Here is a 16,996-nt window from a genome sequence, read left to right as displayed (position 1 = left end):
GAGAATTATATGGATGAGTTTATGGAAGCTGCAATTCAAGAAGCAAAACAAGGCAGACAAGAAGGTGGAATTCCTATTGGTTCGGTTCTCGTCAAGGATGGCAAAATTCTTGGCAGAGGACACAATAAACGTGTGCAAGATGACGATCCTGTTACCCACGCCGAAATCGATTGTCTCCGCAATGCTGGAAGAGTTGGCAGCTATAGAGGGACGACACTCTATTCAACTTTAATGCCGTGTTACCTATGCGCTGGGGCAGTGGTACAATTTGGCATTAAAAAAGTCATCGCTGGAGAATCCAGAACTTTTCCTGGTGCTAAAGAATTTATGGTATCTCATGGTGTGGACGTTATCGATCTTAATCTTGACGAATGCGAACAAATGATGAGTGAGTTTATTGAAACTAACCCCGAACTTTGGAATGAAGATATTGGTAAATAGTCATTTGTCATTTGTCATTTGTCATTTGTCATTCGTCATTCTCCCCTGCTCCTTTACTCCCCACTACCCACCTTTTAAGGATAGGTATTTTAAAATCAGCCAGTAGATAGAGTAATGTGATGCCAGGAAAAGTTACTGCGTTTACTGTCTTTAAATAAATATTTAATCCCAGAACGCATGGAATGGGTTTTGAGAAATAAAACCCAGAGACCATTGAGCAAAACTATCATATCATGTCCGCATAATTAGTTATGATTTAGATAGTCATTGCACACCTACTAATGATAATGATCGCAATATCTGGTTGAAGTCCAGCACATTAGGAAAATATTGATAATACTTAAGAGAGAAGCTGCAAATTCTTTTATATTACACAATAATTTTAGTGACTGTAACTAGCTAAAATTTAAAAGTGTGAAAATGGCAAATTTAACTGAATTTATATTATTTGCTCCTCGCAACAAAGGAGCAGCTTTAATTGGGTCTTTTTCAGATTGGAAAGAAATTCCAATGTCAAAAGGTGAAGATGGTTATTTTCGCACGAAAATTAAGCTGGAAGACGGCGTTTATCAATATAAATTTCGCATTCAAACCAAAAGCCCAAATTTTGCACTTGATGAATGGATAGATGTCATTGATCCTAAAGCGACAGATGTTAATGAAATAGAAAAATACAGCATAGTACGAATTCAAGATGGTCAACGCATTGTTGATGCTTACATTTGGCAACACGATGAAATACTGTTGCCTGATAACCGGGAATTAGTCATATATGAAATGCACGTTGCTGATTTTACTGGTGATGAAGTTGACTCTAACGAGCAAGGCAAATATCTAGGAATAATTGCTAAGTTAGATTATCTTTGCGAATTGGGAATTAATGCAATTGAATTAATGCCAGTTAATGAGTACCCTGGTGATTATAACTGGGGCTATAAAGTTCGCCACTTCTTTGCTACAGAATCTAGTTACGGTTCAACAGAAGATTTAAAGCGGTTAGTTGACGAGTGTCATGGTAGAGGCATTCGCGTCTTTATGGATGGAATTTATAACCACACAGATGAAGAATGCCCTTTAATACTAATTGACCGAAATTACTGGTACTATGAACACAAACATTATCCTGAAGACCCGGATAATTACTGGGGACCAGAGTTTAACTATGATAATTACGACAAAAACTTAAATATTAAACCTGCATGGGAATACATCGGCGATGTGGTAAAATTTTGGATTCAGGAGTATCACATTGATGGAATTCGCTTTGATGCAGTGCGGCAATTGGCTAACTTTGAATTTCTCAACTGGCTGACTAAGCAAGCGAAAAATTATGCCGCACCCAAACAGTTTTACAACATTGCTGAACACATTCCCGATACAAATACTGTAGTCCAGCCAGATGGGCCATTAGATGCTTGTTGGCATGAGAGTTTTCGGTACTTTCTAATTCCATATATTTGTGGGAAATCAATTGAATTAGAACAACTCAAGGAGATTTTAGATCCCAAACAGCAGGGTTATGCGATCGCAACCAATGTAATTAATTATTTGGCAACCCACGATCGCGAACGTGTATTACGAGAATTAGGCAATTGCGGCATCTTTGACGCAGCCGCATTTGAACGAGCCAAGTTAGCAGCAGCTTTGTTAATGACAGCGATGGGTGTACCGATGCTGTGGATGGGAGAAGAGTTTGGCGAATACCAGCAAAAAAGCGAAGATGTGACTAAGCCGCGCAAGATTAATTGGTCTTTATTGTCAAGCGACCAGAATCATGATTTATTTGAGTATTATCAAAAGCTGATTGCTCTACGCCAGCAAACTCCAGCTTTGCAAAGTGACAATATTAAGTTTTTCTACGAAAATGCAGCTGAGAAAGTGCTGGCTTACACCCGTTGGGATGAGCAGAATTCTCATGTCGTCGTCGTGGCAAATTTTTCCGACCAAAATCTAAATCAATATAAAATTTCAGGCTTCCCAACTGCTGAGTATTGGCGAGATTGGGTTAGTAATCAAGAAGTGAAATCTGGAGAGGATGGTTTAGTCACTGACTTACCAAGCTATACAGCTAAGATATTTGTTTCAGATTTCCAGTAATGTAGTCTGTGGATCGTAGGTGTCAAAAGGTTGTAAATACATTGTCGCAAGCAGTGCGATCGCTTGTAAAACAAACTGCTTGCGTCGCAACAAAGTAGCAAGAGTGGTTGTGGGAGCAATAGCAAATAAAATAATATCATGTCCAATCAAATAAGCCCAAAACCCAGATGTAGAGACGTGATTTATCGCGTCTTGAAAGACCAATCATCTACAGCAATAACCCTTAACTGAACTGTATTGTGACATAACACAATCTGCGAATAAGGCGTTGCGTAGTAATTAACAGGAGGCTTTATGGTAATTATTGACAATTTGCGCTTCCCTTTGACGCTTTTTACAGCACTAGGCTGCGGGCTGGTGGCTGGCGTCTTCTTTGCCTTCTCAACTTTCGTGATGAATGCTCTTGCACGACTCCAGCCAAAGGAGGGCATTATCGCCATGCAATCCATTAATATCACTGCGATCAATCCGTTGTTCATGGTCGCACTCTTCGGAACGGCTTTGGCTTGCATTTTTCTAGCGGTTTCCTCGGTGTTAAAGTGGGATCAACCTGGCGCTGCCTACTTGCTTGTCGGTAGCCTCCTGTATCTCATTGGCACCGTTCTAGTGACGATCGCGTTCAATGTGCCGCTGAATGATGCCTTAGCGATCGCCAAACCCGATAGCACTGAAGGCGCGAACCTATGGGCTAAATACCTGACTAATTGGACGTTCTGGAACCATGTTCGGACAATAGCAGCATTTGCGGCAGCACTCACGCTCGCACTCTGCGATCGCACGGTGAAATAAGGAATGATGAATACGTACTGATACCCTTTGCTTGGCAAAATGAAGCTATATGAGTATTCAAGCAGCATACGATAATTGGTCAGCCACATACGATGCTGACGAAAATCTGACGCGCGATCTCGATCAAACCGTCACCAGAGAAACCTTGATGGGTTTGAGGTGTAAATCAGTCGTGGAAATTGGCTGTGGCACAGGTAAAAATACGCTTTTGCTTTCACAAATTGCTCTGAAAGTTTGTGCGATCGATTTTTCAGCACAGATGATCGAAAAGGCGAAAGAGAAAGTGAGGTCTGCTAATGTGGTGTTTATTACAGAAGACATTACCAAGCAATGGACTTGTCGCAATGAATCTGCCGATTTGGTCACTTGTAATCTTGTTCTAGAACATATCGAAGACCTCAGCTTGATATTTTCAGAAGCATTTCGTGTATTAGTCAAAGGAGGATACTTTTTCATCTGTGAGCTTCATCCATTTAAGCAATATCAAGGAACAAAAGCTAATTTTCAAAGACAGCAAGAGTTTATTAAAATTCCTGCATTTGTGCATCATTTATCAGACTTTTTTAACACAGCTAAAGTTCATGGCTTCCTACTTGAAGACTTCCAAGAGTGGTGGCACGAACAAGATAAAAATAAACCACCAAGACTAGTATCAATCTTGTTGAGAAAGTGAAGAAAATTTTGGGGCATTGAAATTTAGAGCAGTTGCAGAGATACTTGCAAGAGTGATGGAAGATGGGCGACTAATTATGGAATTTCCAAAACAGGTAGATAAAATTTCTGTCAGCGCTGGCAATTGCTTAACATCAGAATTCTCGAAAAATATTCATCATTCATTAACACAGCGAGATGCTCAGTTTATTGAATTACTAATGCCTGTATGGGAATGGTTTTACCGTTATTACTTTCAAGTAAAAACTGATGGATGGCATCACATACCAACAAAAGGGAAAGTACTACTGGTTGGCTCTCATAATGGAGGAATGGCTTCTCCAGATTTAATAATGATGATGTACGATTGGTTTTCGAGATTTGGAACCGAGCGTTTAGTGTATGGTCTAATGCACCCTTTTGCTTGGAAAGTGAGTCCAGAAATAGCAGGATTAGCCCAGAAATTCGGAGCAATTGTTGCACATCCCAAAATGGCTAGTGCGGCTTTCGATCGAGGTGCTAGCGTTCTGGTATATCCTGGAGGACAATATGATATGTTTCGTCCTCATAGCCAACGCCATAAAATTCATTTTGCTGGTCATCAGGGCTTTGTCAAGCTGGCTTTAAAACAAGAAGTTCCGATTATTCCTGTAATCTCAGTAGGCGCTCATGATAGCTTAATAGTCTTATGTGATTGCTATGATTTCGTCAAACAATTGCATCAGTGGGGATTGCCGTGGTTATATCAAATAGACCCTGGTGTTTTCCCAATTTACTTAGGTTTGCCTTGGGGCTTGTCTATTGGCCCTCTGCCAAATATTCCTTTACCTGTGCAAATTCACACTCGTATCTGTCATCCAATTATTTTTGAAAGATACGGTCAAGATGCAGCTAGAGATCGTAATTATGTGAATGCTTGTTATGAAATAGTTCAAAGTCAAATGCAGGAAGAGTTAAATAATTTGGTTAGAGATACTCAGAAATCTAGCTAAAGCATGAATATTAGTTATGAAGTGAGGCCTCTCCCAGTATTTCCAAAAGCGATCGCTCCATAACTTCACTGACAAATTTATTACCTTGCAAGTTGAGGTGAATGTGATCGTGAAACAAACCTTGGGGGTTGGTAGTTGAATTGAAGCTCGGTAAAAAGTCTATATAGTTAATTTGCTGTGCTTTGGTAAAATCGCTCAAGCGCTGACGTGCTTTGATTTCGTAATCGCGGGGGCCTGGTTCACCAATTTCTCGTAGTAAGGGAGTCATCACAAGCAGAAATTTGCTGTTGGTTTGGCGAGTCAAGGCTTGAATTTTAGCGATCGCCTCCAAATTAATCCCCACGCGATCGCCTGGTTCATTTTGTACAGCTTGTAGTTCAGGAATTGGCTTTTGCTTGACGATATAACGCTGCCACACTTCCACTAATGCCAGAGGAGGTTTACGATCGGGATAATTGCGATCGCGTCCTACTGGTAAAGAAGTAGGAGGAGTTGCAAACAAATCATCGGTATTAATTAATAACACCACTGCTTGCGCGTTAAAAGTGCCAAATTTCTCTAAATAAGCTAATTCATTCCTTGGCCCCCAAGAGTTAGCTGAAGCATTTAGCACTTCTACTTCAGAATAATTACTATTAGTGGATGATGGTAGAGAACGCATCATCAAACTAGATATTGTATTAGTCTGATCTGTCCACCAGCCACCATTAGCAATAGAATCACCTAAGAGGAGAATTCGCAGCCCAGTAGGTGCAGGTAGCTTTTTTATCGGACTACCTCGCATAGAATATTCATTAATTTCAATGCGATTACCAAAACGACGGGTACGTTGGTTCGGAGCCAACAAATAACCAATCTGCTCATCGCCAATATAAATTAGAGGATTACCAAAACCAAACAGCGATCGCAGTCCGATCTCGATTACCACAAACAATCCCACAACCACCGCCAAAATTACGCTCAGTGCTATTTTCACCTACTCACACCCTCTTATACTGAGTTGCTTTTCAATGATACTGGGGGATTGGGCATTGGGGATTGGGCATTGGGCAAGGTTATTTTCATTGTTCCCTTGTCCCCCTTGCCCCCTGCTCCCTGCTTCTTCCTGCTCCTAAATTTTTAAAGTGAATTTAACATCATCCGCAAAGAGAAGGACTACAATCAAAACGGACAAATATTTCATGCTCCAACAACAGAGGATTACAAAGCTGTGTCCGACTTAAATCGCGGAATTATGAAATTTAAGGGAGCAGATTCCCCAAAAGTAGTCACTATCTCTACCGTGTTGCTTCTGGGATCGATCGCTGCTCTCGTCATCTGGGCGCTACAAGCTGCCTATGCGCTAAACTAAAACCATTAGTAGTCTAGAAGGACACTGGCAAAAACGGTTTCCGTCTTAGCCAAGTGTCCATTTAGCAACTAGTAATTGAAGAAGAATACAGAATCCAGAATCCAGAATTCAGAATGCTTTTCCTTGGGCGATTCAAACCACTAGCTGATTGTAGACCTCTAAAATCTATAATTTGGATTGTTTTTAAACCCCTGTGTTCATTTCCTAGCCATCATTCTGACTCCTGACTCCTGACTCCTGACTCCTGAATTCTCTTTGATAAAAGCCCCCTTTATAACCATCAAAAATTTCAGAAAAACTTTAGATTTTAGATTTGAGGTTTTAGATGGAAAATTTAAATCTAAAATCCAAAATCCAGAATGTTTGAACCTTGGGGTGTTTTCGTTATTTTAATTATCTGCCCCCTTTTGGGCGGATTACCCCTGATTGCATGGATAACTTACGCCCTGAAGCGGAAGCAGTTATCACAAGTTGGTACAGGAAACATTAGTGTATCAGCTGCCTTTTATCATGGCGGTAAAATTGTTGGAATTCTGGCAGTCTTGTCAGAAGCTTTTAAAGGAATTGCGGCAGTCTTACTCACCCGCATTTTCTTCCCAGATGGATCGTTTTGGGAATTGGTTGCCCTGATCGCTCTGGTAATCGGTAGATACTGGATAGGCAGAGGAGCAGGTACGACAAATGTTGTCTGGGGATTTGTCGTACACGATCCCCTGGTAGCGATATTTGTATCTTTCTTTGCAGGTATTACTTTTACAATTCTGCAATCAAGAAAGGTAGTCAAATTTGGGGTTTTGCTGCTTTTTCCTTTGTTTGTGGCACTTCTGCACCTGAGCGATATTCCCAGAATATTTGCTGCTGTGGCCTTAGCTGGTTTAATGGGTTGGATTTACACCAAAATTCCTGATGATATGAAACTGCCAGCCCAAGAGGCACAAACAGAATCGCAAGCGATGTTGGAATTTTTACGCGGCGATCGCACAATGGTTTCTCTAGATGAAGAGTTGAATGCTGCCATAGTCGGTGAAAAGGCGGCAACATTATCTCAAATTAAGCGCTGGGGCTATCCAGTCCCGAAGGGATGGGTACTAGCACCTATCGACAATCCAGAAGGGTTAACAGAATTTCTCCAGCCATCAGAATTATCTCCCTTGGTGGTGCGTTCCTCCGCTATTGGAGAAGACTCAGAACACGCTTCTGCTGCTGGACAGTATGAAACAGTTGTAAATGTTACTAGTCCAGAGGCATTACAGTCAGCGATCGCTCAAGTTCAAGCTTCCTACAATCATCCATCTGCTATCCAATATCGGCGCGATCGCGGCTTAAATGATACAGCAATGGCTGTTTTGATTCAACAACAAGTCCAGAGTGTATATTCTGGCGTCGCTTTCAGCCGCGATCCCATTACCCAGCAAGGCGATGCGATCATTATTGAAGCCCTTCCAGGCAGCCCGACGCAAGTCGTTTCGGGAAAAGTCACACCAGAACAATATCGCGCTTTTGTCGTTGAAACAGAAAATTCTTACTCTGTACAATTAGAGGGTCAAGGACGGGTACCACAATCATTAATTAAGCAAGTTGCATACTTAGCTTATCGACTTGAAAAACGTTATCATGGCACTCCTCAAGATATCGAGTGGAGTTACGATGGGCAAACGCTTTGGGTGTTGCAATCTCGACCGATCACCACTCTGTTGCCCATGTGGACACGTAAAATCGCTGCTGAAGTGATTCCCGGAGTAATTCACCCCTTAACATGGTCAATCAATCGTCCCTTAACTTGTGGAGTTTGGGGAGAATTTTTTACTTTAGTTTTAGGCGATCGCGCTTTGGGGTTAGATTTCGCCAAAACGGCAACTCTGCACTATTCCAGAGCCTACTTTAATGCGTCCCTCTTAGGAGATATTTTTATCCGTATGGGACTGCCGCCAGAAAGTCTGGAATTTTTAACTAGAGGAGCTAAATTAAGCAAACCCTCCTTGCAGTCAACTTGGGAAAATTTGCCAGGACTAGGGAAGTTGCTAAAGCGGGAATTAAGTTTAGAAAAGGACTTCAAGGAAGATTATCACAAACGGTTCATTCCTGGGTTGTCGCAGTTGGCGCAGGAAGATATAGATAACTTGGAAGCACCGAAGCTGTTGACAAGAATTGATTTTATTCTGGAGTTGCTGCGTCATGGGACGTATTACAGCATTTTAGCTCCCTTGAGTGCTGCCCTGAGACAGGCGATTTTTCGGGTAAAGGATGGGCAAATCGATCATAGCGTCACTCCAGAGGTAGCGGCATTGCGATCGCTCAGTGCGATCGCTACAGATGCCAAGCAGGTATTGGTTGAGTTTGAGCCACAGCAAGTTTTTGAACAATTAAAGCAAACCCCCGAAGGAGAGAAGATCCTCCAAGAATTTAACGAATTGCTTCAGGATTACGGCTACTTAAGTGAAGTAGGAACCGATATCTCCGTTCCCACTTGGCGGGAAAATCCCCAGATGATTCAGCAGATGTTTGTGCAGCTAATGCAGGGGAACGAACCACAAGCAGGTGCTAAAGACGCAATTAATAGTATCTTTGCTGGTAAGCGCAAACGCTCTTTTGTGCAACGGCGTGTAGATATCAAAGGACGAGTCACCGAAGTTTATTCCCGGCTTTTAGCTGAATTACGTTGGAGTTTTGTGGCTTTAGAGAAGATTTGGTTAAAGTCTGGTTTACTCAGAAAAACAGGCGATATCTTTTTTCTCAACTTTGATGAAGTGCGGCGTCTAATTGTGGATGAAGATTCCAGCTTCATAGAGCAGTTAGATGAGTTAGTGGAATTTAGGCGATCGCAATTTCTGCAAGATAGCGAAATTATTCAAATACCTCTTTTAGTCTACGGCCATACACCTCCTCACCCGTTAGCTCCCTCTGAACTCTACTCTGACCAAATTTTACAAGGTATTGGAGCCAGTCATGGGCAAGCCGAAGGTAGAGTGAAAGTGTTGCGAAATTTACAAGACATTCCAGATATCGATCGAGATACGATTCTGGTAGTGCCTTACACAGATTCCGGCTGGGCCCCTTTGTTATTAAGGGCTGGAGGATTAATTGCCGAAGCTGGAGGAAGGCTTTCTCACGGTGCGATCGTTGCTCGGGAGTATGGAATTCCCGCAGTAATGGATGTTCGTGGTGCTACATGGCTGCTGCAAGATGGTCAACGAGTCAGGATTGATGGGTCTAGGGGTATTGTGGAATTATCTAACGATTTAAGACCCGAATGATTACCACTTCCCTTAAAGACTTGCCTGAAGAGTCAGTTTCTCACAATGCCGAAATCAAGAAAAAGGTGATGTTACGCTTCGGCGATTTACCTCACCTAACTAACTTTTCTCAAGCACGTTTTGCTCCTGGACAAACCGCAGTAGCACACGCGCATCAAGATATGTGCGAGGTATTTTTTGTAGAAGCTGGTTCGGGAGTAATTCATATTGATGGTACAGAATACCCTCTGCTTCCAGGAAACTGCGTAGCCATCGAACCGGGAGAAGTACACGAAGTTATCAATAGTGGCTCAAGCGAACTTGTTTTGACATACTTTGGTTTGCGAGTCGAAAAATCGAGTTAATCATCAGTTAGGAGCATTAACTAGCAATTTAGGTTAGTTTGATTTTGAATAAAACACGCAGTGAGGGCATAACAATCTTATGTCCTTAGAAAAGTTTGCGGATGTTGTTTATAAACCAATACAGTTAATATAAACCCAAAACCCTGATGTAGAGACGCGATTTATCGCCTCTTCAAAGATCAATGATTTACTAATATACCAAGGGTATCGCCCCGCGCATCTGACGTAAAGAATTTATACAAGCAGGACAATCACAGCCAAATAAGTCGATTGCCACATTGCTTTCTTCATCATTGAACTCCAGCATGGGAGCATCTTCTTGAGAAAACTCTATTTCACGCTGATAGTTAGGAATTTGAGCCAATACGGAAGCCCTGGCACATACTAAACCCACTTTATGTTTATTGCGTATACAAGATAGACGGTCTGTGGTTTTGGCTCCTGGTTCTGGCTCCATAGCTTGTGCGTGATTCAGCATTACTCCCATAGAGAGAAGAGAGCTAATCAGGACAGGAGAAGAAAGCAAACTCAGTATGAATTTGTTCATTGGTTTTTTTTGAAAAACAATCTCGATTGCTCAGATTATCCGATTAAATCTTACAGTGCAAGTAAATGTCTATCAGGAATAGCCCAAAATCCAGATGTAGAGATGCGATTTATCGCGTCTTGAAAGACCAATTATCTACACCAATAACCCTTAACCCAAGCGTATTGTCACATAACACAAATCTGTTTCTGATAACGTGAAGGCAGAAGTTGTTACAGGCTGCGCAAAACACGGAAACGTGAAGGCAGAAGCTCTTACAGGGAAGACGGAAGTTGCTACAGGCTGCGCAAAACACGGAAACGTGAAGACAGAAGCTCTTACAGGGAAGACGGAAGTTGCTACAGGCTGCGCAAAACACGGAAACGTGAAGACAGAAGCTCTTACAGGGAAGACGGAAGTTGCTACAGGCTGCGCAAAACACGGAAACGTGAAGACAGAAATTGCTAAAGGAAAGGCAAAACAGAGAAGTTTATTGGTATACAAAGAGTTTTATATCCCATTGTCATTTAGAAACTTACTCAGTAATAATATAATTTTCAACAAAGTCTATCAAAAATTAAAGAGGTTGATAGTCAAAGCAGGTATTTTTTGAGCGTTATTGATTGCCATGTTTATCTTCAACAAAAGATATTTTTACCTGACAATTATATTATTTTTAATAGAAGTATGTATTGCTGTTTTTGTCAATGATAGTTTCATTCGTCCTTTTATTGGTGATGCTTTAGTAGTTATACTAATTTATTGCTTTATCAAAGCTTTTTGGAATATACATTCATCCCTCGTCGCTTTATCAGTTTTTGCCTTTTCTTGTACTATCGAGATTTTTCAATATTTTAATTTTGTAAATAACTTAAAATTGCAAAAATACAAGATTCTGGCTGTTGCCTTGGGAAGTGTATTTGATTGGAAGGATATCATTGCTTATGCAATAGGTATTGTAACAGTCCTATGGTTGGAAAATAAAACATGATTATTTAGAAGTTGTGGTTAGCTGATAATAATTGTAATATTGTAAGGAGAGTATCTCACTTTTTCAATTAACTAAAATCCACAATAATACATGCTTGTGTCAGTCAAATTTTTATGCATCTAAAAGGAAAAAGTTTAAACACTGTTTGACTGTCTCAAGAACAGAGATAGAAAGACTTTCTAGTTCATAACCTCCCTCTAAACCAAAAATAATTCGCGGTGTAATCTCTAAGCAATAATCAGTCAAGATGGCGTAATCATGGGGCTGTAAATTTATTTTAGAAAGTAAATCCACCTGGTTGGCATCATATCCTGCACTAACAATCAACATATCTGGATGGAAATCTTTGAAAAAGGGAACAACCCTTTGTTCAAATAAATTACAGTAGTCTTGTATTAAACTAGCTGGAGCTATTGGAAAATTCAATACGTTGTTAAATTTACCATGTTCATCAGATTTTCCTGTGTGTGGATAGCCTGGTGATTGATGAATTGAACAAAAAGCAATGTTGGGCATATTTTCCACGGCTGCTTGTGTTCCGTTACCGTGATGTACATCCCAATCAAGAATTCCAACTCGCTTGATTTGTCCTATTTCTAAAGCGTAAAGAGCAGCGATCGCGGCATTACAGAAAATGCAAAATCCCATCCCTTCATCTTTAAGTGCGTGGTGTCCTGGTGGTCTGGCCAGAACAAAGCTCGGTTTTCCCACCTGCAAAACAGTATCAACCGCATCCAACCAAGCATTCACAGCAAGGCAGGCAACTTCAAAGCTTTGGGGAGAAATCTGTGTTGACTCAAAACAACCCCAACCTCTTGCAGAATAGGAGCGAACTTGCTCAATGTATTTGGTGGAATGAACTCGTTCAATCTCTTTGATTACATTTCTAGAAGTGGAAGGATTTAACCATTGGATTTGGTCTGCTATTGTTGAGCTGCTTAACCTATCTACAATTGCAGTTAGTCGTTCTGGCTGCTCAGGGTGCATATACCCTGTTTCATGCTGAAGGAATTTTTCGGAGTAGATGATAGAGATCATTTAGTCTACAGATTTCTACTGGGATTTTCTATTTAAACTATCTTAATAGACAGAATTACTTTATCCCCAGAGGGTTTTATGAAGAGGCAGGGGGCAGGGGGAAAGGTACAAACCTCGCCCCTCGTAGGCGAAAGCACCCCAGCTCCAAATATGCCGAGGTTGAAGCCCCACCCCTTGTGGGTGGTTTTTCTCCCCTGCTCCCTGCTCCCCTGCTTTTTCACTATGCGATCGCTCAGAAAAGTAGATTTAAAAAAGTGCTTATCTTGCCTTTTTTACTCTCTTCGGTAACAGTACCCCTCATACCTACTATTCCGTTTAACGAAGTCACCAATTTTAAGCATCTGGGGATTCTTCTTACCGCCGACTGCGAAAACCCTGTTTACCATTAACTTGGTCAAAGAGTACATCGTATTTATCAAACAAGGCAATTCCAGGATTTACAAATATAGTCAGTTCTGCTTGTGGTGAGATACTCAAATTCCAGCGATTAAATCCATCACGGGTTCCTGGTGTCAAACTGTAATCAAAAATGCCATTAATTCCTACTTTCACAGCATTTGCTGACCCTAATACTCCTGGTTTGAGTTTACCTGCTGTAGAAGCTGACTTGAATTCAGTCAAACCATTAATAGTTCCAGTATCAGCGATCGCTCTGCTATTACACGAATTTTTCGCCGAACTCCCAGCAAGAGTTAAACAAACTTTGCTTAGTCGAGAATCCCATCTTTTACCGGGTACACCATTAATTTCGGGTTGCTGACTCCAAGAAGCCATTTTGAAACCTGCTTGATTCTCAGCAGTTAAACCGAGAATTAGGCTGCTATTGTTGTTACTACCACCATTGCCAACGACGATAAATCCATTACTCAGATTACCTGGTAATTTTCTCAACGGGTTATAGGGAAGTGATTTTTCAAAATAGTTAACACCGATAATTCCAGAAAATGGTACACCACTATTTGCTGAACATTTAGGTTTTTGGGCAGTACATTGGCGACTAGTAACAACCTGTACGGGAATAGGTTCGGCAGTGGGAATCAAACCAAACCGGACATTAGTGTAAACTAATTCTCCTTCCAGGATAGTACCATCACTTAATACTTCCTTGATATTTTGACCTGTTCTTTGGATCGGAGAATTACCTAAAAACTCTTTGGGAACTCTTAGCCCTGCTGACCCTGTATCTAATAAAATACGTTTTGGTTGACCATTTGCGATCGCAACTTCTAAAAAATAGCCGCGAACACGTTGCCCAAGGGAAGGTTTTGGATATAAAGGTAAGCTTATGGTGTTAAAAGTTGGCTTGCGGGGTGTATTTTGCGAAATATCGCGCAATGCTGAATTTGGGAAAAGAGCCGCAAATGCAGACTGGCGTTGCGCTGCTGGTTCAGGGGCAATATCCCAAAGGCTTTCGTAGTAGAAAAAGCCGATACCTAAACCGCGTTGTTGCGCTGCTTCTACCTGAGATTGGATTTGTGGTATGGCAACTGGGCGATTTCGTAACCCCGCCATAATACCAATACCAGTTGGGATGATTTGTTGGGTTTCTAAAATTTCTGGGCGGGTAATTTGAGCGATAAAACTTTCCACATCATTACGGTACACCTGCATCACCAACTCATCGACAATACCCAACCGTACCCAGTTGAGCCAATCTTGCAGTTGCATTTTATAGGCGAAATTATAGTAATTAGGAGCAACTGAAAAAATAGCATTCGGTTTTCTGGCTTTCACGGTTTGGTAAAGGTCTACCATAAAGGCAGTAATTTTATCTGCCCGCCATTTTATCCATGCTTGGGCTTGGGGATTGGGTGGAGGAGGATTGCCAGTTTCTTGAGTATATAGACTTATCGTGTACTTATCGTAACCAAAATCCACAGGTAAACTCGTATGGTCGTCAAATTGAACGCCATCAGCATCGTATTTAGTGATAACTTCCACGACAAGTTCCCTGATAAAATTTTGCACTTCGGGGTGAAAGGGATTCAACCACGCTACTTCACCCGCGGCACTAATTGAAGTTTGAGTTCCATCCCCTTTTTGTGTTAGCCAATCTGGATGCTGTGATGCGAGTTCCGAAGTTAGAGGAACCATGAAACCAAATTCAAACCACGGTATTGCTAGTAATCCTTGTCTGCGGGCTTGAGTGATAATGTCTGCAATTACATCTTGTCCATCTATTCCCTTGAAGAAAAAGGGAATATCCATTTTCTGCATGATGGCGCTGGGATATTGTGTATAACCATCATTCCAAACTACGGGATAAACAGTATTAAAGTTTAACTGCCGCAGTTGGCTCATAGCTGCTTGCACCTGTGAACGATTTCTAAAAACGCTAAAATCGTTACCACTTAACCACACTCCCCGAATTTCCTGACGAGGTTGAGGAGGTAGTTGGGCAACGGCAGGGGCAAAGCTGTTTAGTAACAATACCAGAAAGAATGATATCAGACATAATAATGGCAACAGACGCTTTCTTAAAAGCCACGGCGATGTCTCTTGACTCGCTACGTGTAGCTGACCGAGTAGTACTCGTCTGTGTACAGGCTTAAATAGTAAGTTAGTTAGAGTTGCATTAATTTTTCTACTTTTTTCCCAAAACTGAGTTATCATTACTTCTGCTTACTAAATGAGGTTAATTGGTTATATTTAATACCATATAAACGTTAAATTACTACATCAGAAAAACTGATGCAGTAATTTAGCTGCAAGATAGTTGACGTAGTTATAAGGTTAGTAGTGCCAAATAGAAATGTTTCAAATGTAAGCTGTAGTCGAGATGCTGTGATGAAATTTATTGTTGTGCCATCCTCAAACCCATGAATTTCAAACCTCACCAAAATACTTTTGACGACAAACTAAGCGCAAGTATTGGTCTGGTCATTGGATTGCTGTTGATTGGGGGCGGTTTTTGGGTACGTAACATAATCGCCCACGAAGGTGCAACGCTAAACGAAACACGTGGTACGGTGGTAGACAGCATCAGTCGCCGCGATCGCACCAGTACGAACAACAATGAGCAAAAAGAAACCTATGCGCCAGTTATCGAGTTTCTAGCCAACAGTAAACGCACTTGCTTTATAGGCAATTATGAGTCCTACCACTCCAGCAACGGTCACATGGTGGTGATACGTTACAATCCTAAACAACCCATAAGCACTGCGCGTGTCGTAAATCCGTTGGAAGGTTTAGTAACTTGGGGAATGTTTTGTATGGGTGGGTTAGCTGTGGTTTTTAGCGTGGGCACACTGTTGCCTATACGCTGGTCTTCAGGTGGGTAACTATAAATTAGATATATTTTGATTTTCGTGCTGACTTTGGCGGCGTTCTATGTGCGCCAAAATATTTCTCACTCCGATAACGCAACCATACCCGCAACACTTGCGGAATCTGGTCTTTTTGTTCCTTAGTCAGGGTGTTGTAAAGGGCTAAGGCGCGATCGCGTTCGCCCCGACAAGCAGCATTGTTGTGAGCATCCCAATAGCTGCGGGCTACTCGAATCCGCCGACAGACTTCTTTAATCAGCGCCTCTCCCGTAAGTGGAGTATCTTGCTTGGTCATACTCAAATGCTAGAAAATTCTAATGCCATCCTAGCGAGTCAGATTCATCTTGACACTTCAAATTTCAAGCTGGCTGATTTCACTGAGGTAATTCATTGCTGTTCTTCATGGTTATCCAACCAGATGAGGGGTAGAGCAATAATGCCAGGCAATGACTGAAGTAGAAAAGCTGTTGAGCGTCCTAAACTAATGCTGCCGTAGATTCCCGCGACAAATGCACACACCAGAATAAAGACCGCAGGCTTGACTTTTGGTATCTTAGGATTCATCGCTAGTAATCCCCAGAGCGCACCAGCACTGAGAAAGCCATTGTAGAGACCTACATTGTGGGCAAGGATTTCGGCTTTCTGCGCGATTGTGAAACCTCCAAGCAATGTTTCTTGCACGAAAGAGGTTTGCCACAAAAACATCTCAGCTACTAGGAAAAACAGATGAACAATCACAGCCCAAACCAGACAAAAGTTGATCCAATATTTAGGAATACTTAGAAACTTCATGTAATTTTCCCAGAGGGATTAGTTTTAAAAGTATATAGTCTATCAGGGTTTCAAGCTTTTCATTCTGCCGCCTCGTCTGACTCTCAGTTGCTAATTCTAAGTAGTCAACCTCAGATATGCAGAGCATCTTAGCTTTTATACTGACATACAGTAACAGATTTGTAAGATTTATGACAATGTTTTGCTTTGAGCTATTCGTCAAACTATTCTCCGTAAGTCTAATGGATTACGACCAGGTAGTTTGATAAATCATTTAAGGAAAAACATCACATTACCATTTATGTCATTCGGTATATGTGCGCGAACCGCAGTAGTGATTAACTTAAGCATTAGGAAAATGACTGTATTGGTTGAGTTTAAGCTAAAGGGAATCAATAAAAGCCCTTTGACTTACTTTTTGATGGTATTTATCTACAGTCTCACTGCCTGCATTTTTCAGCCTTGAGAGTTTTTAACAAGCTCAC

General features: G+C 41.4%; 17 protein-coding genes. 10 read left to right on the top strand and 7 right to left on the bottom strand.

Annotated elements, in window-relative coordinates; genetic code table 11:
* Window positions 1-9 precede the first annotated feature (9 nt).
* Both HWQ40_RS11720 and HWQ40_RS11715 read left to right on the top strand, forming a co-directional pair.
* Window positions 10-441: a nucleoside deaminase gene (locus HWQ40_RS11720; protein WP_292777877.1), complete on the top strand. Its 432-nt coding sequence runs from the start codon at window positions 10-12 to the stop codon at window positions 439-441.
* 420 nt (window positions 442-861) lie between these two features.
* Window positions 862-2,538, top strand: coding sequence for an alpha-amylase family glycosyl hydrolase (locus HWQ40_RS11715; RefSeq protein WP_292777875.1), 1,677 nt, complete (start codon window positions 862-864; stop codon window positions 2,536-2,538).
* On the opposite strand, the gene HWQ40_RS11710 is transcribed toward HWQ40_RS11715, so the two are convergent.
* On the bottom strand, window positions 2,524-2,742 hold the full coding sequence (locus HWQ40_RS11710) for a hypothetical protein (protein ID WP_292777874.1): 219 nt from the start codon (window positions 2,740-2,742) through the stop codon (window positions 2,524-2,526). The genes HWQ40_RS11715 and HWQ40_RS11710 overlap by 15 nt on opposite strands.
* Before the next feature lie 273 nt (window positions 2,743-3,015).
* Between HWQ40_RS11710 and HWQ40_RS35625 the strand changes: the two genes are divergently transcribed.
* The 3 genes from HWQ40_RS35625 to HWQ40_RS11695 are packed head-to-tail and all read left to right on the top strand — an operon-like array spanning window position 3,016 to window position 4,970.
* Window positions 3,016-3,327, top strand: a complete 312-nt coding sequence (locus HWQ40_RS35625) for an anthrone oxygenase family protein (RefSeq protein WP_366933965.1) — start codon at window positions 3,016-3,018, stop codon at window positions 3,325-3,327.
* Window positions 3,328-3,376: 49 nt separating this feature from the next.
* Window positions 3,377-4,000: a class I SAM-dependent methyltransferase gene (locus HWQ40_RS11700; protein ID WP_292777870.1), complete on the top strand. Its 624-nt coding sequence runs from the start codon at window positions 3,377-3,379 to the stop codon at window positions 3,998-4,000.
* A gap of 16 nt (window positions 4,001-4,016) precedes the next feature.
* Entirely contained in the window at window positions 4,017-4,970 is a 954-nt protein-coding gene (locus tag HWQ40_RS11695) for a lysophospholipid acyltransferase family protein (RefSeq protein WP_292777868.1), read from the top strand.
* A 10-nt stretch (window positions 4,971-4,980) separates the two neighbouring features.
* On the opposite strand, the gene HWQ40_RS11690 is transcribed toward HWQ40_RS11695, so the two are convergent.
* Window positions 4,981-5,946 carry an SGNH/GDSL hydrolase family protein gene (locus tag HWQ40_RS11690; protein ID WP_292777866.1) on the bottom strand — a complete coding sequence of 322 codons (966 nt, stop codon included), beginning with the start codon at window positions 5,944-5,946 and terminating at the stop codon, window positions 4,981-4,983.
* 734 nt (window positions 5,947-6,680) lie between these two features.
* Between HWQ40_RS11690 and HWQ40_RS11685 the strand changes: the two genes are divergently transcribed.
* Together HWQ40_RS11685 and HWQ40_RS11680 are read left to right on the top strand one after the other, a co-directional pair.
* Window positions 6,681-9,575: a glycerol-3-phosphate acyltransferase gene (locus HWQ40_RS11685; RefSeq protein WP_292777864.1), complete on the top strand. Its 2,895-nt coding sequence runs from the start codon at window positions 6,681-6,683 to the stop codon at window positions 9,573-9,575.
* Window positions 9,572-9,919: a cupin domain-containing protein gene (locus HWQ40_RS11680; protein ID WP_292777861.1), complete on the top strand. Its 348-nt coding sequence runs from the start codon at window positions 9,572-9,574 to the stop codon at window positions 9,917-9,919. The genes HWQ40_RS11685 and HWQ40_RS11680 overlap by 4 nt, the downstream gene beginning before the upstream one ends.
* A gap of 190 nt (window positions 9,920-10,109) precedes the next feature.
* Here HWQ40_RS11680 and HWQ40_RS11675 read toward each other — a convergent pair whose 3' ends face one another.
* Window positions 10,110-10,466: a hypothetical protein gene (locus HWQ40_RS11675; protein WP_094351372.1), complete on the bottom strand. Its 357-nt coding sequence runs from the start codon at window positions 10,464-10,466 to the stop codon at window positions 10,110-10,112.
* A gap of 196 nt (window positions 10,467-10,662) precedes the next feature.
* On the opposite strand from HWQ40_RS11675, the gene HWQ40_RS11670 reads away from it, so the two are divergent.
* Both HWQ40_RS11670 and HWQ40_RS11665 read left to right on the top strand, forming a co-directional pair.
* Window positions 10,663-11,058 (top strand): hypothetical protein, encoded by a 396-nt coding sequence (locus HWQ40_RS11670; protein ID WP_292777858.1) that lies wholly within the window; start codon window positions 10,663-10,665, stop codon window positions 11,056-11,058.
* Window positions 11,059-11,073: 15 nt separating this feature from the next.
* Entirely contained in the window at window positions 11,074-11,436 is a 363-nt protein-coding gene (locus HWQ40_RS11665) for a DUF2809 domain-containing protein (protein WP_292777855.1), read from the top strand.
* Window positions 11,437-11,547: 111 nt separating this feature from the next.
* Here the strand turns inward: HWQ40_RS11665 and HWQ40_RS11660 are convergent, their stop codons facing one another.
* Together HWQ40_RS11660 and HWQ40_RS11655 are read right to left on the bottom strand one after the other, a co-directional pair.
* Entirely contained in the window at window positions 11,548-12,423 is an 876-nt protein-coding gene (locus HWQ40_RS11660) for a histone deacetylase (RefSeq protein WP_366933964.1), read from the bottom strand.
* Between the two features lie 405 nt (window positions 12,424-12,828).
* Window positions 12,829-15,087: a family 10 glycosylhydrolase gene (locus tag HWQ40_RS11655; protein WP_292777851.1), complete on the bottom strand. Its 2,259-nt coding sequence runs from the start codon at window positions 15,085-15,087 to the stop codon at window positions 12,829-12,831.
* A 206-nt stretch (window positions 15,088-15,293) separates the two neighbouring features.
* On the opposite strand from HWQ40_RS11655, the gene HWQ40_RS11650 reads away from it, so the two are divergent.
* Window positions 15,294-15,755: a DUF3592 domain-containing protein gene (locus HWQ40_RS11650; RefSeq protein WP_292777850.1), complete on the top strand. Its 462-nt coding sequence runs from the start codon at window positions 15,294-15,296 to the stop codon at window positions 15,753-15,755.
* Window positions 15,756-15,762: 7 nt separating this feature from the next.
* Here the strand turns inward: HWQ40_RS11650 and HWQ40_RS11645 are convergent, their stop codons facing one another.
* Both HWQ40_RS11645 and HWQ40_RS11640 read right to left on the bottom strand, forming a co-directional pair.
* Window positions 15,763-16,035, bottom strand: coding sequence for a Precorrin-3B methylase (locus tag HWQ40_RS11645; RefSeq protein WP_292777848.1), 273 nt, complete (start codon window positions 16,033-16,035; stop codon window positions 15,763-15,765).
* A gap of 92 nt (window positions 16,036-16,127) precedes the next feature.
* Window positions 16,128-16,532, bottom strand: a complete 405-nt coding sequence (locus HWQ40_RS11640) for a DUF1304 domain-containing protein (RefSeq protein WP_292777846.1) — start codon at window positions 16,530-16,532, stop codon at window positions 16,128-16,130.
* Between the last annotated feature and the right edge of the window lie 464 nt (window positions 16,533-16,996).

The organism is Nostoc sp. NMS9, from assembly GCF_017114995.1.
Lineage (GTDB): Bacteria > Cyanobacteriota > Cyanobacteriia > Cyanobacteriales > Nostocaceae > Nostoc.
The sequence above is the reverse complement of the archived record's forward strand: the minus strand, read 5'-3'. Positions and strand labels throughout refer to the sequence as shown.